Source organism: Rossellomorea orangium (genome assembly GCF_019334305.1).
Classification (GTDB): domain Bacteria; phylum Bacillota; class Bacilli; order Bacillales; family Bacillaceae_B; genus Rossellomorea.
Genome location: NZ_JAHWGH010000001.1, coordinates 173,042 through 194,883 on the forward strand (window position 1 = coordinate 173,042; position 21,842 = coordinate 194,883).

At 46.7% G+C, this 21,842-nt stretch carries 16 protein-coding genes; 2 read left to right on the top strand and 14 right to left on the bottom strand.

Annotation, left to right across the window (positions count from 1 at the left end):
- Nucleotides 1-423 precede the first annotated feature (423 nt).
- The 10 genes from KYJ26_RS00860 to KYJ26_RS00905 form a co-directional block, all read right to left on the bottom strand.
- Nucleotides 424-2,028: a CTP synthase gene (locus tag KYJ26_RS00860; RefSeq protein ID WP_219165483.1), complete on the bottom strand. Its 1,605-nt coding sequence runs from the start codon at nucleotides 2,026-2,028 to the stop codon at nucleotides 424-426.
- 435 nt (nucleotides 2,029-2,463) lie between these two features.
- Nucleotides 2,464-3,030, bottom strand: coding sequence for a DNA-directed RNA polymerase subunit delta (gene rpoE, locus KYJ26_RS00865; protein ID WP_219165484.1), 567 nt, complete (start codon nucleotides 3,028-3,030; stop codon nucleotides 2,464-2,466).
- A gap of 160 nt (nucleotides 3,031-3,190) precedes the next feature.
- On the bottom strand, nucleotides 3,191-3,373 hold the full coding sequence (locus tag KYJ26_RS00870; protein WP_219165485.1) for a hypothetical protein: 183 nt from the start codon (nucleotides 3,371-3,373) through the stop codon (nucleotides 3,191-3,193).
- 452 nt (nucleotides 3,374-3,825) lie between these two features.
- Entirely contained in the window at nucleotides 3,826-7,092 is a 3,267-nt protein-coding gene (gene icmF / locus KYJ26_RS00875; RefSeq protein ID WP_219165486.1) for a fused isobutyryl-CoA mutase/GTPase IcmF, read from the bottom strand.
- Complete coding sequence (locus KYJ26_RS00880; RefSeq protein WP_034765087.1) at nucleotides 7,089-7,742, bottom strand: TetR/AcrR family transcriptional regulator; 654 nt, start codon at nucleotides 7,740-7,742, stop codon at nucleotides 7,089-7,091. The genes icmF and KYJ26_RS00880 overlap by 4 nt, the downstream gene beginning before the upstream one ends.
- A 238-nt stretch (nucleotides 7,743-7,980) precedes the next feature.
- The gene (locus KYJ26_RS00885) at nucleotides 7,981-9,120 is read right to left on the bottom strand and encodes an acyl-CoA dehydrogenase (protein WP_219165487.1); all 1,140 of its coding nucleotides are present in this window, start codon (nucleotides 9,118-9,120) and stop codon (nucleotides 7,981-7,983) included.
- Nucleotides 9,121-9,232: 112 nt separating this feature from the next.
- Nucleotides 9,233-10,369 carry an acyl-CoA dehydrogenase gene (locus KYJ26_RS00890; RefSeq protein WP_219165488.1) on the bottom strand — a complete coding sequence of 379 codons (1,137 nt, stop codon included), beginning with the start codon at nucleotides 10,367-10,369 and terminating at the stop codon, nucleotides 9,233-9,235.
- A 23-nt stretch (nucleotides 10,370-10,392) separates the two neighbouring features.
- Nucleotides 10,393-11,244: a 3-hydroxybutyryl-CoA dehydrogenase gene (locus KYJ26_RS00895; protein WP_219165489.1), complete on the bottom strand. Its 852-nt coding sequence runs from the start codon at nucleotides 11,242-11,244 to the stop codon at nucleotides 10,393-10,395.
- Between the two features lie 201 nt (nucleotides 11,245-11,445).
- Nucleotides 11,446-12,633, bottom strand: a complete 1,188-nt coding sequence (locus tag KYJ26_RS00900; protein WP_219165490.1) for an acetyl-CoA C-acetyltransferase — start codon at nucleotides 12,631-12,633, stop codon at nucleotides 11,446-11,448.
- Between the two features lie 313 nt (nucleotides 12,634-12,946).
- A complete protein-coding gene (locus KYJ26_RS00905; RefSeq protein WP_219165491.1) occupies nucleotides 12,947-15,064 on the bottom strand; it encodes a 4Fe-4S dicluster domain-containing protein in 2,118 nt (705 codons plus the stop codon).
- 303 nt (nucleotides 15,065-15,367) lie between these two features.
- Here KYJ26_RS00905 and cls point away from each other — a divergent pair, with 303 nt between their 5' ends.
- Nucleotides 15,368-16,573 (top strand): cardiolipin synthase, encoded by a 1,206-nt coding sequence (gene cls, locus KYJ26_RS00910; RefSeq protein ID WP_219165492.1) that lies wholly within the window; start codon nucleotides 15,368-15,370, stop codon nucleotides 16,571-16,573.
- An 11-nt stretch (nucleotides 16,574-16,584) separates the two neighbouring features.
- Nucleotides 16,585-17,541: a UV DNA damage repair endonuclease UvsE gene (gene uvsE / locus KYJ26_RS00915; RefSeq protein WP_219165493.1), complete on the top strand. Its 957-nt coding sequence runs from the start codon at nucleotides 16,585-16,587 to the stop codon at nucleotides 17,539-17,541.
- Between the two features lie 55 nt (nucleotides 17,542-17,596).
- Here uvsE and KYJ26_RS00920 read toward each other — a convergent pair whose 3' ends face one another.
- The 4 genes from KYJ26_RS00920 to KYJ26_RS00935 form a co-directional block, all read right to left on the bottom strand.
- Nucleotides 17,597-17,776 (bottom strand): XapX domain-containing protein, encoded by a 180-nt coding sequence (locus tag KYJ26_RS00920; protein ID WP_032086963.1) that lies wholly within the window; start codon nucleotides 17,774-17,776, stop codon nucleotides 17,597-17,599.
- A gap of 105 nt (nucleotides 17,777-17,881) precedes the next feature.
- Nucleotides 17,882-19,552, bottom strand: a complete 1,671-nt coding sequence (gene argS, locus KYJ26_RS00925) for an arginine--tRNA ligase (protein WP_219165494.1) — start codon at nucleotides 19,550-19,552, stop codon at nucleotides 17,882-17,884.
- Between the two features lie 4 nt (nucleotides 19,553-19,556).
- On the bottom strand, nucleotides 19,557-19,994 hold the full coding sequence (locus tag KYJ26_RS00930; RefSeq protein WP_257474816.1) for a YwiB family protein: 438 nt from the start codon (nucleotides 19,992-19,994) through the stop codon (nucleotides 19,557-19,559).
- Between the two features lie 580 nt (nucleotides 19,995-20,574).
- Nucleotides 20,575-21,615, bottom strand: a complete 1,041-nt coding sequence (locus KYJ26_RS00935; RefSeq protein ID WP_219165496.1) for an SDR family oxidoreductase — start codon at nucleotides 21,613-21,615, stop codon at nucleotides 20,575-20,577.
- Between the last annotated feature and the right edge of the window lie 227 nt (nucleotides 21,616-21,842).

The window sequence follows — 21,842 nt, forward strand, 5'->3', positions numbered from 1 at the left end:
AATGGACAATGAATAGATGATGACAGTACAAGATGGTTGAGAGATCAGGTTAAGCACTAGAGTTGATAAATAGGCGGAATAATTCCGCTTATTTCGTAATGTATATAGTAAAAAAGCCGAAATAGAAGGAAAAATTCCGCCTATTGTCTCTATATATACAAAAATGCTGGAATTTTCTGTGCGTAGTCGGAAAATCTCCGCTTATTTATCCCCAAAAAAGATATATTCTGAATATAACCGGAAAAACTCCGCTTATTTTACTTCTACTCGTTTATCAAGAGTATTTAGATTAGAACCTCGCGAAATTTCCAGAAGATTATAGAAAGACTGATATATCCCTAAAACGGTCGATAAACCCAATCCACGCGCTCCAACTCACAAAAAAAAGCCCTCCCACACAGGGAGAGCTCTTCCAAAGATATCTTATTTCCCACCATACGCAAGTGACGCTTCCACGAAGTCTCTGAATAGAGGCTGCGGACGTGTCGGGCGTGATGTGAACTCCGGGTGGAATTGAGACGCGACGAACCAAGGGTGGTCGCTCAGCTCGATGATTTCCACAAGACGGCCATCAGGGCTTGTGCCTGAGAAGATGAAGCCGGCTTTTTCCATTTGCTCACGGTAGTGATTATTGAATTCGAAGCGGTGACGGTGACGCTCGTACACGACTTCCCCATCGTAGGCCGTATAGGCTTTTGAGCCTTTTGTCAGCTTACAAGGATACAGGCCGAGACGAAGTGTTCCACCAAGGTCTTCGATGTCTTTTTGTTCCGGTAACAGGTCGATGACTGGATACGGCGTTTCTGGATTCAGCTCAGCAGAGTGTGCACCTTCAAGTCCAAGGACATTGCGCGCATATTCTACGGATGCAAGTTGCATACCAAGGCAGATCCCAAGGAAAGGAATCTTGTTCTCACGTGCATATTGCGTCGCGGAAATTTTCCCTTCCACACCGCGGTCACCGAATCCACCCGGTACGAGGATTCCATCTACGCCTGCCAGTTTTTCTGCTACATTTCCGTTGTCGACAAGCTCCGAGTTCAACCATCTCACTTCGATGTCGCTGTCGAATTGGTACCCTGCATGACGAAGGGCTTCCACGACAGAAATATAGGCATCCTGCAGTTCAACATATTTCCCGACAAGGGCGATCGTTGTTTTGCGGGATAAGTTTTTCACGCGGTCAACCAGTTCGTTCCACTCGGTCATATCTGCTTCGTGGCAATCGAGCTTCAAATGCTGACATGTAATCTCATCAAGCTTCTGGTCCTGAAGGGCAAGTGGTACAGAGTATAATGTATCTGCATCCATTGCTTCGATAACAGCATTTTTATCGATATCACAGAATAACGCGATTTTGTCTTTCATGTCCTGCGTCATCGGCATTTCAGTTCGCACGACGATGACATTTGGTTGGATACCAAGGCTGCGAAGCTCTTTGACGCTGTGCTGAGTCGGTTTTGTTTTCATTTCACCGGCTGCCTTGATGTAAGGAACGAGTGTACAGTGAATGTACATCACGTTGTCACGGCCGACATCGCTCTTGATTTGGCGGATCGCTTCAAGGAATGGAAGAGATTCGATATCCCCTACCGTTCCACCGATTTCCGTGATGACGACATCAGAATTCGTTTCGCGGCCGGCACGGTATACGCGCTCTTTGATTTCGTTTGTGATGTGAGGAATGACCTGCACGGTTCCACCAAGATAATCACCGCGGCGCTCTTTTTTCAGTACAGTTGAGTAGATTTTACCCGTAGTGACAGAGCTGTATTTCGTCAGATTGATGTCAACGAAACGCTCATAGTGACCTAAGTCAAGATCTGTTTCTGCACCGTCATCGGTTACGAATACTTCACCGTGCTGATATGGGCTCATTGTCCCCGGATCCACGTTGATGTATGGATCGAACTTCTGGATCGTGACGCTCACTCCACGATTTTTCAATAGTCTTCCAAGGGACGCTGCTGTGATCCCTTTCCCTAGTGACGACACTACGCCGCCTGTTACGAAAATATACTTAGTCATGTATATGTCCCCCTTCAAAATAAGTTTGTTTCAAAAAAAGTAGAGGGTGTCTCTTATGTAGTCATGTCATGAATTTATCTTGTTCAAAGAAGGACAAGTCCATTCTCCTAAAATAAATCCATCTGCATAAACCAGCTAAAAGACAGCCTCTTATTATCAAGATGCGTAAAAATGTAAGGGGTCTTTAAAAGATAGATTCGCTCGTTCACGTCAAAGCATTCTTCTTATAAAAACAAAAAACGCCCCACTTACAATCATGTAAGGGGAGCGTGATATACGTTATCTGTCCCTTTTTAGGGAGCCCAAATAAAATACTACCTTCCTAGAGAGGAGAAGTCAAGCATAGAATGAGGACCGAATTTTCAATCATTTCGATGGAAACAAAAAGCCCCCAAAAGGCAATGAACCTGGTGGAGGCTTTAAGATTCGGAGGGATTACTTCTCTTCCTCTTCATCCAGATCTTCTTCATCTTCTTCGTCTTCGTCATCAACGTCATCGAATTCATCGATTTCAAGTTCTTCTTCGTCTTCATCGATGTCCAGATCTTCGTCTGCATCGTCCACATCGATATCGTCATCGTCGTCATCTGTCAAATCATCGTCATCGTCTGAATCATCCAGATCATCATAATCGAGATCTTCATCGTCCAGATCATCGAAATCATCCAGATCCAGATCTTCGTCTTTCTTCTTCGCTTTTTTCTTTTTGCTGGATTTCATCGTAGGAACGGTTTCTTCTTCGATTTGATCAACCGGATACCATTCTCGTAATCCCCAGCGGTTATCGCCCATGGCAATGAAACGACCATCAATATTTAAGTCAGTATAGAATTGAAGTAGACGACTCTTTACTTCTTTATCAGAGATTTCAAGCAAACCTTTGATTTCCTTTACTACCTCTTCAAATGCCATTGCTTGCTTCTTTTCTACTAAAATTTCATGTGCCAGCTCAATGAATGATGTTTGACGCAATTCTTCTTTGGATAATTGCTTAAGACTCACTTTACGCACTTCCTTTCTCTATTTCACACTCTACTAAGTAGAGTAAAAAAGGGCAAAAATTCTCCATTATCAATTTTAACCATATTCATCATTATAAACAATATAAATCACTTTATGCCAGACATATCTGGTTTTTACCACATTTTTTTCACACCTGATTTCAAGAAGGTCTGCCATTCCCCCATTTTTCTTCTCTCTTACCGCTCCTGATCGTCCGGAACGCTTCATAGAATAAATAGAAAGACAGCAGGAAAAAAGGGATGGCCCCCAGTTGAATCTGGTATAAAAGGATGGCGGCGTACAGGGTGAGGATCAATAATATGTAACGTAAAATGGCCTTCACAGTCTCACATCCAAACGTATGTATCGTCTTTTTCGTTCACATTTCTGACAATTTTATTATATAGGAAATCTTACCCTATAACTATTACGTTCATGTTAAAAATTGGTTGAGTTCGTATAAAGGATAGACGGTTTGGCGGGTTTTTAAACTTGTCAGGTGAATTTATTCTTTAGATAGGCGCTGTTGATTTCCGCTCCAGGATGCTCGCTTTCCGCGGGGCGTGAGTTGAGCCTCCTCGGCTTTGCCTGCGGGGTCTCAACTTTCCCGCTATTCCCGCAGGAGTCGAGCACCTTCCGCTCCAATCAACTTAGTATATTACTCAACAATTAGCTATTAGTAAAAAAGAATTTCCCCCATCGTTAAGACTATGCCTGATCATCCCTTTATAGAATGTTCACTGTGAAAAAAGAGACCACTGCACCCCCACAGTAGTCTCATTTCTTTATTCTTTGTTACATATTACGTCTATACTGTCCGCCTACTTCGTAGAGGGCGCGTGTGATTTGTCCGAGGCTTGCGACTTTCACGGTTTCCATGAGTTCTTCGAAGATGTTGCCTCCGCCGACGGCTGCCTGCTTTAAGCGTGTGAGGGCTTCTTCGGTTTTATCTTTGTGCTGTGATTGGAAGTCTCGGAGATTATCAATTTGTGTTTCTTTTTCTTCTTTTGTTGCACGTGCCAGTTCCATGCTGTCCATGTCTTCTTCTGAAGGTGGATTTGGATTCAGGTACGTGTTCACTCCTACGATCGGAAGTTCACCGGAGTGCTTTTTCATTTCGTAGTACATGGATTCCTCTTGGATCTTCCCGCGTTGATACTGGGTTTCCATTGATCCGAGTACGCCTCCGCGGTCATTTAAGCGATCGAATTCTGTGAGGACCATTTCCTCCACAAGATCTGTTAGCTCTTCTGCAATGAACGAACCTTGAAGCGGATTTTCATTTTTGGATAATCCATGTTCTTTCGTGATGATCATCTGGATTGCCATGGCACGGCGGACAGATTCTTCCGTAGGTGTCGTAATGGCTTCATCATAGGCGTTTGTATGCAGGGAGTTACAGTTATCCTGCAGGGCCATCAATGCTTGAAGCGTCGTACGGATATCGTTGAAATCAATCTCCTGTGCATGCAGGGAACGACCGGATGTCTGGATATGATATTTCAGCTTCTGACTGCGTTCGTTGGCACCGTATTTATCTCTCATCACCGTTGACCAGATGCGACGGGCCACGCGTCCGATCACCGTATACTCGGGATCGAGACCGTTTGAGAAGAAGAATGATAAGTTTGGTGCAAAGGCGTTGATATCCATCCCGCGGCTCAGATAGTATTCCACGTAGGTGAAACCGTTCGCCAGTGTGAAGGCAAGCTGAGAAATCGGATTTGCCCCCGCTTCGGCGATATGGTAGCCCGAAATCGATACAGAATAATAGTTTCTCACCTTATGATCGATGAAGTACTGCTGGATGTCCCCCATCATGCGGAGGGCGAATTCAGTTGTGAAGATACACGTGTTTTGTCCCTGATCTTCTTTTAAAATATCGGCCTGAACCGTTCCACGGACGACTTGCAGCGTCTGTTCCTTCACTTCCACATATTCTTCGACTGTGAGTACACGGCCAAGCTCTTCTTCCTTCATGCGGATCTGCTGATCGATGGCTGTGTTCATATACATGGCAAGGATGATCGGTGCCGGACCGTTGATCGTCATGGAAACCGACGTTGACGGCGCACACAGATCAAAGCCTGCATACAGCTTCTTCATATCCTCAAGCGTACAGATGCTCACGCCGCTCTCCCCGACTTTCCCGTAAATGTCCGGACGGTGATCTGGATCTTCACCGTATAATGTTACAGAGTCAAAGGCCGTACTCAGGCGTTTCGCATCATCATCTTTGGATAGATAGTGGAAACGGCGATTCGTCCGTTCAGGCGTTCCTTCCCCGGCAAACTGACGCTTCGGATCTTCTCCTTTTCGTTTAAAAGGAAACACTCCAGCTGTGTAAGGGAATGAGCCAGGCACATTCTCTTTATATACCCAATCCAGAATCTGACCGTAGTCTTTGTATTTCGGAAGGGATACTTTCGGGATATCGAGACCGGATAAGCTTTTTGTCTTTAATTCAGTGACAATCTCTTTATCACGGATCTTCGTGACGAACTGATCCTTGCTGTAGGTCTCTTTTAGAGAATCCCATTTTTGTAAAATTTGTTTGGATTCAGCCGTCAATTTATTTTCGATTTCTTCTTTCAGTGTTTGAAGGGATGTGACGACCCCGTCATTCGTTTCTTTCTCGTTGACTGCTTCGATGGCGCCTTCAAGCTGGAATAATCGGCGGGCCAGGTTTACCTGCTCTTCGGCTTTTTTATGATAATTGCGAACCGTTTCGGCAATTTCGCGCAGATAGTAACGGCGGTTGTTTGGAATGATGACATTTTGCTTTTCAACATCCACATCTTTGGAGAAACTCGTTTTCCAATCCAGCTCCATTTTATTGTTCACTGTTTCGATCATCGCCGCGAAAAGGGCATTCGTTCCAGGATCGTTGAACTGGCTGGCGATCGTTCCGTATACAGGCATGTCATCAAGATCTTTATCAAACAGCATATGACTGCGCTGGTACTGCTTCTGCACCTGGCGTCTCGCATCCTCTGAACCTTTGCGCTCAAATTTATTGATAACGATCAGGTCTGCATAATCGATCATATCGATTTTCTCAAGCTGGGACGGCGCACCGAATTCACTTGTCATGACGTACATAGACATATCACAGATTTCAGCGATTTCCGCATCCCCCTGCCCGATCCCGCTCGTTTCAACGACGATCAGATCATACCCTGCCGCTTTCACGACATTGATTGCGTCTTTGATGGCAAGTGAGAGCTCCGTCTTTGATCCACGTGTAGCAAGACTTCTCATATACACACGTGGATTGAAGATCGCATTCATGCGGATCCGGTCACCTAACAGGGCTCCGCCTGTTTTTTGCTTCGTTGGATCGATGGACAGGATCGCGATTTTCTTTTCCGGAAGTTCGTTAATAAATCGGCGGATCAACTCATCCGTCAGAGAACTCTTCCCTGCTCCACCCGTTCCGGTGATCCCTAATACAGGTGCTTTTTTCGCTAAATTCTTGATTTCCGAAAAAACGGTCTGGGCTGTAGCCGCCACTTCTTCATTGGCCCCGACTTGGTACTCGGCAAGTGAGATCAGCTTCGACACCGTGTTCACATTTCCAGTCGCAAGCTTTTCAACTTCTTGATTGACGCTTCCTTTGATAGTCGGGAAGTCACACTCCTCGATCATTTTATTGATCATGCCCTGAAGACCCTGCGTACGTCCGTCTTCCGGTGAGAAAATGCGGGCAATTCCGTATTCATGGAGTTCCTTGATTTCACGAGGGATGATGACCCCACCGCCTCCGCCATAAATGCGGATGTGGGATGCCCCTCTTTCGTTTAAAAGGTCGTACATATATTTGAAGTATTCGACGTGACCGCCCTGGTAGGATGAAATCGCAATCCCCTGAACATCTTCTTGAATAGCAGCATTGACGACTTCTTCTACAGAACGGTTATGTCCCAAGTGGATCACTTCTGCCCCACTTGCCTGGATAATCCGACGCATTATGTTGATCGACGCATCATGTCCGTCAAACAGGCTCGATGCCGTGACAAAACGTACATGGTGCTTTGGTTTATAAATCTCAACCGTGCTCATATTACTCCCCCTGTTCTCCCTTGTTTTTCAAATCCGATGATTCCTGCAAACAGCAGCTCGATTTGAAGATCGATATATTCCTCAAGTGTGAATCGTTTCTGCATCGCCCAGCGACGGAATCCCCACATCTGTCCCTGGACAAATACATTTTGAGCCAGCATATGGCACTGATTTTCATCAAGCTCAAGCTTTCCGCTTTCCACGCAGCCTTTGATCAGGTCTTCCACCATCCCGACCATTTCAAGTTCCTTGCGAAGCACATAAGGTAAAGCATCCTTTGACAGGGACTTCGCTTCCTGATACATGACAAGCACTTCATCCTGCATCCGGTCCATCACCTTGAAATAGTGGGCGATGCCGAGCCTCAAGCTCTCAATCGTCCCTTTGCCGACGTCCAGTTCCTCAAGCTCCAATCGAACCTGTTCATAAATGCTGTCACACACTAAATACAGGACATCTTCCTTTGTTCGTATATATTCATACAGCGTTCCGATACTAAAACCGGCGGCCTTTGCGATCTCTCTGGTCGTGGTGCGATGAAACCCCTTTTGTTTAAACAGAGAGACGGCCCCACGAATCATCTGATCACGCCGCTTTTCCACCAAACGCTCATCCTTAACCGAAGCATGAACTTCCCTCTTCTTATTCAAAACAATCGACCGCCTTTATATTCCGTTTCTCCCATTGACCCCTGCTGACTGCTTCATCCCCCAACAAAGCAGTCAGAACTCTATCTCTATACCAGCACATACCGGGTCTGGCACCCTTAAGCAGCAAGCGATGTCAGTAACCCCTTTACGCCACGAAACATCCAACAACCCTATCGGGTGCCTGACACGCGTTAGGACGAACCGGGTAATCCCCTTCTAAAAAAAATCCCGGCAACCCTTACTTCGTCACCATCCGCGAAATAACCAATCTCTGAATCTCCTGCGTCCCCTCATAAATCTGGGTGATCTTCGCGTCACGCATATAGCGCTCCACAGGATAATCCTTCGTATAGCCGTATCCACCAAAAATCTGAACCGCTTCTGTTGTCACTTTCATCGCTGTATCCCCTGCCATCAGCTTCGACATCGCCGATTCTTTTCCGTATGGAAGCCCTTCTGACTCCAACCACGCAGCTTGATAGGTTAATAGACGGGAAGCCTCGATGGATGTCGCCATATCGGCGATCTTGAATGAAATCCCCTGATTCACTGCAATCGGCTTGCCGAACTGCTCACGCTCTTTGGCATAGTCGACAGACGCATCAAGGGCCCCTTGTGCAATCCCGACAGCTTGAGCGGCAATTCCATTACGGCCGCCGTCAAGAGTCATCATGGCAATCTTAAAGCCGTCGCCTTCCTTGCCAAGCATGTTTTCTTTCGGTACTTTACAATCTTCAAAGACGATTTCAGTCGTTGGCGATGAACGGATCCCGAGCTTTTTCTCTTTTTTCCCGACAGAGAACCCTTCAAAGTCTGCCTCTACGATGAACGCACTCGTTCCACGCTGGCGCTGTGAAGGATCTGTCAAAGCAAATACGATATACGTATCCGCGATTCCACCATTTGTGATGAAAATTTTAGACCCGTTCAATACGTAGTGATCTCCTTCTAAACGAGCTGTCGTCTTCATTCCGCCAGCGTCAGATCCCGAACCCGGCTCCGTCAGCCCATATGCACCGATCTTCTCGCCCTGTGCCATCGGACGGAGATACTTCTGCTTCTGTTCTTCCGTACCGAATTTGTATACCGGCCAGCCGGCTAATGAAGTATGAGCAGAAAGGGTTACACCCGTTGACGCACACACCCTTGATAACTCTTCAACAGCGATACAGTACGCCAGATAGTCACTGCCGATCCCGCCGTACTCTTCCGGCCAAGGAATCCCCGTCAGCCCAAGCTCAGCCATCTTCTTGAATAAATCCATATCAAAGCGCTCTTCCTCATCACGCTCAGCAGCAGTCGGCGCCACCTCGTTCCGTGCAAAATCACGGACCATCTTACGTATCATTTCATGCTCTTCGGACAATTTAAAATTCATCTCAAGTTCCTCCTCTTATCATCTGCAAACCGGTGCTGGCACCCTAAAGCCGCCAGCCATGAAACCTCACACTATAGGCGCCTGAATGTATTCACTCCGACACCCCGACTGATTAAACCAACAGATTCTTCCCAATTACCATCCGCTGAATCTCGCTCGTTCCCTCGTAAATCTCCGTCACCTTCGCATCCCGGAACAGGCGCTCAACAGGATACTCCTTCGTGTAGCCATATCCGCCATACACCTGAATCGCTTCCGTCGACACTTCCACGGCCGTTTTCGAAGCAAACAGTTTGGCCATACTTGCTTCTTTCCCGCAGGAGATGTTGTTTGAGCGGAGATTAGCCGCACGGTACACAAGTAGCTTCGAGCCTTCAACTGCCGTCGCCATATCGGCAAGCTTAAAGCCGATTCCCTGCTGGGCTGCGATCGGCTTGCCGAATTGCACCCGCTCTTTGGCATAAGCCGTTGAATAATCAAAAGCTGCTTCAGCGATTCCAAGGGCCTGAGCGGCGATACCGATCCGGCCGACATCAAGATTCGCCATGGCGATTTTGAAGCCCTCCCCTTCTTCACCGAGAAGGTTTTCAGCAGGCACTTTCATATCTTCAAAGGTCAACTGAACGGTCCGGGAACCGTGAAGACCCATTTTATGTTCGTCTTTCCCGATCACAAGACCCGGTGTGTCTTTCTCTACGATGAAGGCAGATACGCCCCGGCTTCCTTTCGTGGGGTCCGTTGTGGCAAAAACGATATACGTATCCGCTTCTCCACCATTCGTGATGAAGACTTTCGATCCGTTCACCACATAATGATCCCCACGTTTCTCAGCACGGGATTTCAGGCTCTTCGCATCGGATCCGGCGCTCGGTTCCGTCAGACAGAAAGCACCTAAATACTCACCCGATGCAAGCTTCGGAAGGTACTTTTGCTTCTGCTCCTCGTTTCCGAAATAAAGGATCGGATTGGTCCCTACAGACGTATGAACGGACAAGATGACCCCGATGGTTGCGCTTACTTTTGACAGCTCGTGGATCGCAATGATATACGATGTGAAGTCCATCTCCGAACCGCCGTATTTCTCCGGGATCGTGATCCCCATCAAACCAAGCTCAGCCATTTTATTTAAAATCTCTCTCGGGAATTCTCCCTCTTCCATTTTCTCGATGAACGGCTGGATCTCTGTTTCGGCAAAGTCCCGGACCATCTTTCTCATCATCTGCTGTTCTTCCGTGAATCGTAACTCCATGACTGTTTCCTCCCCGATGTTCGTTATTCGTACGAATAGAAGCCGCGCCCTGTTTTCTTACCGAGCCAACCGGCTTTCACATATTTTCTAAGCAGCGGACACGGGCGGTATTTATCATCCCCGAAGCCTTCGTGCAGGGTTTCCATGATGTACAGGCATGTGTCCAGTCCGATGAAGTCTGCTAACGTCAGAGGTCCCATCGGGTGATTCATACCGAGCTTCATCACTTCATCAATCGCTTCTTTACTTGCCACCCCTTCATACAGAGTAAAGATCGCTTCATTGATCATCGGCATCAGGATCCGGTTTGAAACGAATCCAGGGAAATCCTCCACTTCCACCGGTACTTTATTGAGTGATTTCGTCATGTCTTCAATCGCCTGATACACTTCATCCGTCGTCGCCAGTCCACGGATGATCTCAACGAGCTTCATGACCGGAACCGGGTTCATGAAGTGCATGCCGATCACCTGCTTCGGACGTTTCGTCGCTGCAGCGATTTCTGTAATCGGCAGTGACGATGTATTAGAAGCTAGAATCGTATGCTCAGGAGTGATTTCATCCAATTGAGCAAAGATTTTCGTCTTGATGTCCATATTTTCAACTGCCGCTTCGATGACAAGGTCCACTTGTTTGGCATCGTGGATATCCGTTGAAGACGTCAGGCGGTTCAACGTAGCTGTCTTGTCTTCTTCAGACATTCTCCCTTTTTCAACGGAGCGCGTCAGATTCTTTGTGATGACGCCCATTCCCTTTTGGACAAATTCTTCTTTTAAATCGTTCAGGTATACATGGAATCCGGCTTGAGCACATACTTGGGCGATCCCGGAGCCCATTTGGCCTGCGCCGATGACCATTACGTTTTTGATGTTCATATTGTTCTCCCCTTTGTAATCTATAAGACTGGTAATCCAGTTGGTTTGGTTTTGGATGGATCAGCAGCTGATTTTCAGCGGAAATTCAGCAGCTGAACCTATGTGTGTACCAGGTACAACGAGACCATGATGTACCTGGTACAAAACAGCCATTATGTACCAGGTACAATCAACCCCATCTGTACCAGGTACAACCATCCCCTACTGCTTCGCCACCTCAATCATAATCGCATCCCCTTGACCGCCTCCGCTACAGATCGAGGCAATCCCGACTCCGCCACCGCGGCGTTTCAGTTCATATGCCAGTGTCAGGATGATACGCGCCCCACTTGCTCCGATCGGATGACCGAGGGCAACCGCTCCACCATTTACGTTCACTTTTTCAGGATCCAATCCTGCAATTTTTCCGCTGGTCAATGCAACCGCTGCGAACGCCTCGTTGATTTCAAACAGATCGACTTCTTCCAGTGATTTTCCTGTTTTCTTCAGAAGCTCGTTGATGACAAGACCCGGTGTTTGCGGGAAGTCTTTCGCTTCAACAGCGATGGCAGTGTGGCCAAGGATCGTCGCTAACGGCTGCTTGCCTTCTTTCGCTGCTCTTTCTTCACTCATCAGCACCATGGCAGCCGCCCCGTCGTTTACTCCTGGCGCGTTTCCTGCCGTGATGGTGCCCTCTGAACCAAAGACCGGGCCTAATTTGGCCAGTGCTTCGATGGACGTTTCCTTCCGTGGTGCTTCATCTTTATCGACGACAACCGGATCTCCCTTGCGTTGCGGCACCTCAACGGCGACGATTTCCTCACCGAGTACGCCTTCTTCCGTCGCTTTCACTGCCCGCTCGTGGCTTCTGAGTGACCATTGATCCTGCTCTTCCCTTGATAGTTCGAATTCCTTCGCTGTTTCATTTCCGTACGTGCCCATGTGGACGTTATTGAAGCTGCAAGTCAATCCGTCGTGAACCATCAGGTCTTTCACCTGTGAGTCTCCCATCTTGAATCCCCAGCGGGCTTTCGGAAGGATATAAGGGGCATTGGACATGGATTCCATGCCGCCTGCCACGATCACTTCACCGTCGCCAGCACGGATGATCTGATCACCAAGCGTGACGCTCCGCATTCCGGATGCACATACTTTGTTGATCGTTTCCGTTTTGACATTCCACGGCAATCCCGCATGGCGTGAGGCTTGACGTGAAGGGATTTGCCCCTGCCCGCCTTGCAAAACCGATCCCAGGATGACTTCTTCAACATCTTCCCCGCTTACGCCGGCTCGTTTCAAGGCTTCCTTCACAGCGAATCCGCCAAGCTCTGAAGCTGTGAAACTGCTGAGGCTTCCCCCGAATTTACCAAAAGGTGTTCTAGCTCCATCTAAAATAACCGTTTTTCCCATCTCCATCGCTCTCCTTTATATGAGTTTCATTCGACAAATTGTATACGCTTTCAATTGACTTTAAAAAATTTTGAACGACTCTCGACTGAACGCTCGCTCAACTATTCTCCACAAGAGAAGGGACAATTTCTGTCCCCAATATACCTTTATTGTACTTCAAATTCAGCCTGAACGCATTGATTTTTTAGAAAGTTTTTATTTTTCCATCAAATATATTATTGTAGAAAAACAATAGGAGCGAAACGCAATAGAGACTATTTTGTTTCACTCCTGAATGTGTGTCTAATTCATTATTGTAATGATAATATTCTTTTTATGAAGCTGCCGGCTGATCGTTTTGATTACCACAAACGGCTTTTTCCAGGATTTCTGCGACATCGAGAGTCGACACTGTTTCTTCAACTTCTTTTGCTTTCGTACCATCTGATAGCATGGTCAGGCAGTATGGACAGCCTGAGCTGATGACCGATGGATTGACAGCCAGTGCCTGTTCGGTACGGGAAACGTTGACGCGGTGACCTGCATCTTCCTCCATCCACATGAGTCCTCCACCTGCACCACAGCACATGCCTTTTTCACGGTTACGCTCGATCTCGACCAATTTCACGCCGGAAATCGATTTCAGGATTTCACGCGGTGGATCGTATACTTCGTTGTAACGACCAAGGTAACAAGAATCGTGGAAGGTGATCGTTTCGTTCACTTCGTATTGCGGTTTCAGGCGGCCTTCCTGTACAAGCTGGTGCAGAAGTTCTGTATGGTGATAGACCTCTGCTTCCAGACCAAAGTCCGGATACTCATTTTTGAAAATGTTATAAGCATGCGGATCGATCGTGACAATCTTCTTGATCTCATGCTTTTCAAATTCGGCGATGTTCTGTCCGGCAAGCTCCTGGAATAAGAATTCATTTCCAAGGCGGCGCGGTGTATCTCCGGAGTTCTTTTCCTTATTTCCAAGGATCGCGAACTTCACTCCCGCTTCATTCATCAGCTTGGCAAAGGATAGAGCGATCTTTTGGCTTCGGTTATCGAATGAACCCATGGATCCGACCCAGAATAGGAATTCAAAGTCTTCTCCGGCTTTTTTCATTTCTTTCACTGTAGGAATCGTGACGTCTTCTCTTGCTTCACGCCAGTTTTCACGTTCTTTACGGTTCAGACCCCAAGGATTCCCCTGGCGCTCGATGTTTTGCATGGCGCGCTGTGCGTCTGCATCCATCTTTCCTTCTGTCAGAACGAGGTAGCGGCGAAGGTCGATGATTTTATCGACGTGTTCGTTCATGACCGGACATTGGTCTTCACAGTTACGGCATGTTGTACATGCCCAGATTTCTTCTTCCGTGATGACATCACCGATCAGGCTTGGACTGTACGTAGCTCCTGCAGCTGCTTCTTCAGCCGCTTGAGTGGCACTTGCCATAGCTAATTGGTTCCCTTTTGTGCCATTGAAAGCAAATGTAGGCACCCAAGGCTTTTTCTGTGTCACGACGGCTCCGTAATTCGTCAGGTTATCACGTAATTTTACGATCAGGTCCATCGGGGAAAGCATTTTCCCTGTCCCTGTTGCCGGACACATATTCGTACAACGACCACATTCCACACATGCATAGAAATCGATCATTTGATGTTGTGTAAATTCTTCTATTTTTCCTACCCCGAAGCTTTCGGCTGACTCATCTTCAAAGTCGATGGGCTTCAGCTTCCCAGGGTTGTCTAAACGATTGAAATAAACATTGGCAGGTCCTGCAATTAAATGTGCGTGCTTTGACTGTGGCACATACACAAGGAATGCCAATAAGAATAGTAAATGAATCCACCAGGCAATATAGAAAATGGCGATGGAAGCCGTTTCTCCGATTGCTCCAAGTGCTCCTGCTATCAGTGACGCTATAGGCTCAGTCCAGGCCAGTTCTTCTCCATGCCAGATGAGGCCCATTCCGTTCCCGACAAGGACGGAAAGCATTAATCCACCGATGAACAATAGGACGAGTCCTGACTTGAATCCTCTTTTTAATCGGACCAACTTTTCCACATAGCGGCGATGGAAAGCCCAGACAACCGCGACGAGGATCATCAGTGTGACGATCTCCTGGAAGAACGTGAATCCAGGGTATAAAGGTCCAAGAGGCAGATGGCTACCAGGTGCCAGCCCTTTCCAGATAAAGTCGATTGCCCCGAATTGGACAAGGATGAAACCATAGAAGAACATGACGTGGATCGCTCCACTTTTCTTATCCTTCAGAAGCTTCTTCTGTCCGAAGACATTGACCAGGATCTTCTGGAATCGCTCTTTGAATCGTTTGTCGAACTCCACTTTCTTCCCGAGCTTAATATATTCAATTCTCGTCTTTACTACATACACAAACAGACTCAGTGCATAAACGGTCACAAGGATAAATGCGACCCAATTGAGAATGAGTAACCCATTCATAGACAAACACTCCCCCTTCTTTGGTCTGAAATGAACATCCCCTTTGTTCAAACTTTTACAAACCAAATTAATATTCTGAATAGTTCATATCTCCATTATATTATGAATGAGCATTCAGTCAATGGTTTTTACGAATAAAAATGAAAACCTTTTCATGAACGGATATTCATTTTCCCAAAAGAAACAGGACTATTTATCCCCCCACAGGTTTCAAAAGAACGGGTAAATGGGAAAAGAAGAAAGAATGCAATGTACATAAAATTAAGGACATACTAAAGACAATGCAAATGAGAGAGTGATTCTATGTGGTGGTTGATTCTGCTGTTGATCCTTGCCGCTGTCATCGGATGGATGATGATTGATTTCCGATTGGGAAGAAGTCATTTTATCCGCACGCGGACAAGAAGAGATTATGAGAAACGAATGAGTGATATCCAATTGTTTTCAAGGGGACCCGAGCTTTTCGATCAAATGTTTAAAGAGATGAGAGAAGCAAGGTCTTCTATTCATGTTTTATTTTATATCGTCCAGGATGACCATTTTGCCCTGAGGTTCATGGAATTACTGAAAGGAAAAGCACGAGAAGGGATAGAAGTTCGTCTTCTGATGGATCAGATCGGGAGTCATAACGTCCCTAAATCAAAGGTGAAGGACCTTCGGGATGCGGGTGTGGAAGTGGATTTCTGCCGAAGAGTGAAGCTTCCTTACCTGTTCTTTTCCTCCCAACAGCGTAATCACCGGAAGATCACCGTCATTGATGGTACGATCGGTTATATAGGTGGCTACAATATCGGGAAGGAATACATCGATGAAAATGATAAACCTGAACTTTCTCCCTGGAGGGATTATCATCTCCGCTTAAAGGGCGAAGGGGTCCACGATCTCCAGACAGAATTCTGTATTGACTGGTTCCGTGCAACGAGGAAGGATCTGAAGGATGAAGCGACGTACTTCCCTCCTGCTGAAAAAGGTAGTATTCAGCATCAGATCTTCCCTACAGAAGGCATCAATATCGAAGACTTCTTTGGGAAATTCATCGATGAGGCACAAGATGAGATCATCATCGGAACACCGTACTTCATCCCCACCCCCCAATTGATGGATGCCCTCATGGGTGCATTGGACAGGGGTGTCACCGTCAGGATCATCATACCGAATAATGCCGATCATATGCTGGTGAAGGAAGCGGCCTTTCCTTATTTCAGGCCTCTTCTTGCAAAAGGAGCACAAGTGTATCAATTCATGGACGGCTTTTATCATGCGAAAGTGATGGTTGTCGATGATCATTTCTGCGATATCGGAACGGCAAATTTTGATAAAAGAAGCTTTTTCATCAATTTTGAAATTAATAATTTGATTTATGACAAAGGATTCATTCAGACACTGAAAAAGGAAATGGCTAAAGACATGGAAGCTTCTGATCCATTGAGCGAAAGCGATCTCTCTTCCGTCTCCATGCTCACCCGTGTAAAAGAACGCATCGGTTCAGCCATTTCAATCTTACTTTAGGGGGATGACTCATGAAAGTCCGTTTAGGGTTCGTGGCAAACTCCCTCTCTTTATGGGATGCAAGCCCGGCCAAAACCATGACCTACAAGAGATATACAGAGTTACCTGAGAACGAGCGCATGGATCGCCTGAAGGAAGTGACGGCGTTAAACCTGGAGCATACGAAACGCATCCTCTATCTGTGCGCTGCTCATGAAATTAAACTGTACCGATTATCGAGCTCCCTCGTCCCCCTTGCCACCCATCCGGAAGTGGAATGGGATTTCTACTCCCCTTTTAAAAGTGAATGGAAGGAGCTTGGGGATCTGATCAAGAAATTCGGGATCAGGTCAAGCTTCCATCCGAACCAGTTCACCTTGTTCACAAGTCCCAAGGAGCATGTGACGGACAATGCCGTGAAGGATATGGTGTACCATTACCGGATGCTTGAGTATATGGGAATCGAAAAGGATTCCGTCATCAACATCCATATCGGTGGAAGCTATGGGGATAAGGAAGCGACATTGGTCCGTTTTCATGAAAACTTGAAGAGTCTCCCCCTTGATGTGAAGGACATCATGACGTTGGAAAACGACGACAAGACGTATACGGTCAACGAAACGTTGAGTGTATGTGAAAAAGAGGACATCCCCATGGTCCTCGACATTCATCATCATGAGGCGAATCCGGGTGAAGAGCCACTTGAAGATCAACTGGAACGTATTTTTGCCACATGGGACAGAAGAGACTTAGTGCCGAAAATACATATTTCCTCCCCTAAATCGGAAAAGGCTTTCCGTTCACATGCTGACTTGGTCGATCCCGGATTTGTGGAGGGATTCTTTAAGACGCTGAAGAGCCTCGATCAGGACGTGGACTTTATGATCGAAGCTAAAGCTAAGGATCTGGCGATGCTGAAACTGATCGAAGACCTCTCCTCCATTCGTGGGGTGAAAAGGATCGGCGGGGGGACGCTTGAGTGGACGTAAAAAAAAGATGGGCACGTGGTGTCCGTCTTTTTTTGTTTGGTCGCGTATGTACGATTTACTTGAACACGGATTCGATCCAGGGCTGAATCGCCATAAAGGCTTTGAATCCAAGGTAGATGCCCACGATTCCCGCAATTCCGGCAAGTGCGGGCGGTGCCGGTATCGGTAGCTTGAACAGAGCAAAGATAAACCCGACCAAAAATCCCGTTACTATAGCTAAAACGACCGTCTTCATACCATTCTCCTCCTACATTCATCTACCATTATTATACGTTAAACCGTGAGAAATATAAGAAAAAAAGGTCCACCCCCTCTGAGGGACGGACCTTTAAAATGGACTTTACATTTTTTCCGGAGCTGCTACACCGATTAAAGCAAGAGCATTTTGCAACGTAACACGTACCACTTTCACTAAAGCGAGACGAGCTGTTGTCAGCTCACGATTTTCTTCATCAAGTACTTTGTTGGCATTGTAGAAGCTGTGGAAAGCGGATGCCAGGTCGTTGATATAGTTCGCTACGCGGTGAGGCGTGCGTTTCTCAGCCGCATCAGCGATCATTTGTGGGAATTCACCCAGTTTTTTCAGTAGGTCGACTTCTTTTTCCGTACCGATCAGCTTTAAGTCGATCTTGTCTTCAGAAGAGAGTCCCTGTTCTTCTGCTTGACGCAGAATACTGCAAATACGCGCGTGGGCGTATTGAGCGTAGTACACAGGATTTTCGTTGGATTGTGATACGGCTAAATCAAGGTCAAAGTCCATATGCGTGTCGGCACTTCTCATGGCGAAGAAATAACGGACTGCATCAAGACCGACCTCTTCCACTAGCTCACGTAACGTAACAGCTTTTCCTGTACGCTTACTCATCTTCATCTTTTCACCATTTTTGTAAAGATGAACGAGTTGAATCACTTCGACTTCCAGCTTGTCACGGTCAAAGCCAAGAGCTTCGATGGCCGCTTTCATACGAGGGATGTACCCGTGATGGTCCGCACCCCAAATATTGATGAGTACATCATGTCCGCGCTCGAATTTATCCTGATGATAGGAAATATCCGGAGTCAGATATGTGTACGTGCCGTCGTTCTTAATCAGAACACGGTTCTTGTCGTCACCAAGTTCAGTCGAACGGAACCAGGTTGCACCGTCCTCTTCGTAAACGTGACCGTTGTCTCTCAAAGTCTTCAGCGCAGCGTCGATCTTGCCGTTTTCATATAGGGATGTTTCAGAGTACCAGACGTTGAATGGTACACGGAACATTTCAAGATCCTTTTGAAGCTTCGCCATTTCAATCTTCAGGCCGTACTCACGGAAAAACTTGTAGCGTTCTTCATCGCTTACTTCTGCATATTTAGAACCGAATTCTTCCGCCAGCTTCTTCCCGATTTCGATGATGTCCTGTCCGTGATACCCGTCTTCAGGCATCGCTTTGTCTTGTCCCAGCGCTTGGAAATAACGGGCTTCAACGGAAATCGCCAAGTTGTGGATCTGATTACCGGCATCATTGATGTAGTATTCACGAGTTACCTTATAACCTGCTTTTTCAAGGACGTTACATAGGGAATCACCAACCGCGGCGCCACGTGCATGGCCGAGGTGAAGGTCACCAGTAGGGTTGGCAGAAACGAACTCGACGTTCACTCTCTCACCATTTCCAGCATCTGATTGACCGTATTCCTGATCCTGATCGAGAATCAAAGGAATCAAGTCTGTTAAGTACTCGTTGTTCATGTAGAAATTGATGAATCCAGGTCCTGCGATCTCCATTTTCTCGATGGAAGCTTTGGACTGGTCAAAGTTTGCGACGATGTCATCAGCGATCATGCGCGGAGCTTTCTTCGCAACGCGTGCAAGCTGCATGGCCATATTCGTTGAATAATCACCGTGTGACTTTTCCTTCGGTGTTTCAAGGATCACATCGGGGATCTGCTCCTCTGTTGCGAGTCCCGCTTTCAGAACCGCTGCTTTGATTTCGGCTTTCAGGTTTTCTTGTACTTTTTCGACGATATTCATATCCCTATGCTTCCTCCTTATAGTGAATGGACATAACATAATCCCCAACCGGGCTGTCCTGCATCTTTAACTCGTATGAAAGATTGAAATCCCCTTCAAGCGTCGAGTCACTCTGTGTATGTGAAAGTGTTTTTGTTTTGGTTGTCAGTAAAAGGGTGCCAAGCTGACTTTCGTAGGAGCCGTTCTGCTCCTCGAGTTCGTTGAAGGCCATTCTCATTTTGACTGCTCCGCTCCTGAGGATGAGGGCCTGTCGATCTGTGACTTTGACAATCGTATGAGTGGTCCCTTCCTCCTGCACCTCATCGTACTTTAGAAAAATGGCATCCCCTTTTTCATAGTATCGACCAAATGATACCAATTCAAAAGAGTCACTTTCCTCTCCTATTGTGATCTTGGTTTTCAAGTGAACTTTGACAGGTGTAGAATCCGCTTTTGCCGTCAAACCACTCACATCCTTTTCTTTTTAGGGTCCGATCAAGTGATAGGTCCGTCCCTCAAATGGACGGCCCTTCCTTCTAACTAATTAAGTATAAGAAGTATTGGGGGAAATTGCAATGGAACAGGGTGAGTTTTCATTTTTTGGAGGGGATGTAAGCGGATTTATGTTTTATTTTAATAGATAGTAAGAAGGGCCTTTTCAGTTAGGCAATCAGGTTAAGCATAAGCGCGGATAAATAGACGGAAAAATTCCGGTAAATAGTAATTCATTTTTAATAATGACCGAAATAGCCGGAGAGATTCCGCCTATTGCTTCGAAAAATAGTAAAATGGGGGATTTTTCTGTGCATAAGCGGAATTTCTCCGCTTATTTAACCTCAAAACGAGTTCCGTTCTAAGTATAACCGGAGATTTTCCGCCTATTTTACTTATGCTGGCTCTTCTATAAAGGGCAAGACATCTTATTTCAACGATCACGATGGTCCAATATAGAAACTCGCCCATCACTGCGGCGAATTCTCCTTTTTTATATCATTTCGGCAAAAAGCCCCCACTTCATGGAAGCAGGGGTTCTTTCCGAGGGGCTATTTTTTGATAAGACCGTCCCGTTTCATTTGGTTCACTTGATCGGTGAATGTTGTTTCGAGACTTCTGTACGTCATTCCAAGATCCGCGATACTTTTCTTGGTATCGAATTTTACAGGGTGTCCGACGTTTTTGCTCACATACGGTCTTGTAAGTCCAACTGTAGGTGCAATCAGCCAGATGAGGGGCTTCGGAACCACCCTGGTCGGGAGTGGATACTCATTAGGGAAGTTCTTTGCAATCAGCTTTGCGATTTCGATGAACGTGATTTCACCGCCTGATAGGATGTAGCGTCCTTTCGCTTCCGGTGTGAAGGCTGCGAGCATATGGGCTTTCGCGATGTCCCGCACATCGACGACTCCGGTTGCGAGATCCGGCACCCCTGTCTTAAATCCGCCGGTCAGAAACGATAGAATCGTAGACGTGCTCGTGGAATCCGTCCGTTTGGTGAGTGCCGGCCCCATGACGAAGGAAGGATTGATGGTGACAAGATCCCAGCGGTCCTGAGCTTCCATCATCTTCCACGCTTCTTTTTCCGCTACGGTCTTTGAGTAATTGTAAGGCTGGTGTTCCGTTGAGCTCGTCGTATTCCAATCGTCTTCTGAGAAATGAGGCTTGCCCTTCATATCAATATGGTCACCAAAGATGGCGACGACGCTGCTGGTCAGGACTACACGCTTGACGGACTCTGCCTTATTCACTGATGTTAATACGTTTTGAGTTCCTTTTTTCGCCGGTTCCATGAGTTCTGTTTCAGGATCTTTGATGCCGTTGATCAAGAAGGGAGAGGCTGTGTGGAAGACGTACTCCGAGCCATCGACGGCTTGATCGAAGCTCCCTTCCTTAAGCAAGTCGGCTTCGTAAATGGTCAAGGTCCCGGGAGTGGCAGTTTCAATGTCTTTCAGATGCTGGTATTTTTCTTCTTTTTGCAGGCTGCGGACGGTCGTTCTTACGTCATGACCCTGTTCAAGGAGGTCTTTCACGAGCCATGAGGCAACGAAGCCTGTTCCACCGGTTACGAGTACGGTTGATGGGTTCATATGATCATCCTTCTTTCGTTTTTTTGTAAAGGCTGTTTTCGCAAAGAGTGTTGCTATTCATATTCAGACGAAGGTTTGCGAATGCTCTGTCATATAGGGTGTGGTGCAGGAGGGTGAAGGGAACTGCTTCGCTTTCCACGGACGTTCGGCCGAGCCTCCTCAGCAAAAACCGCTTCCGGGGTCTCGGCACGCCCGTTTTCCGTAGGAGTCTACGCAGTTCCCTTCAC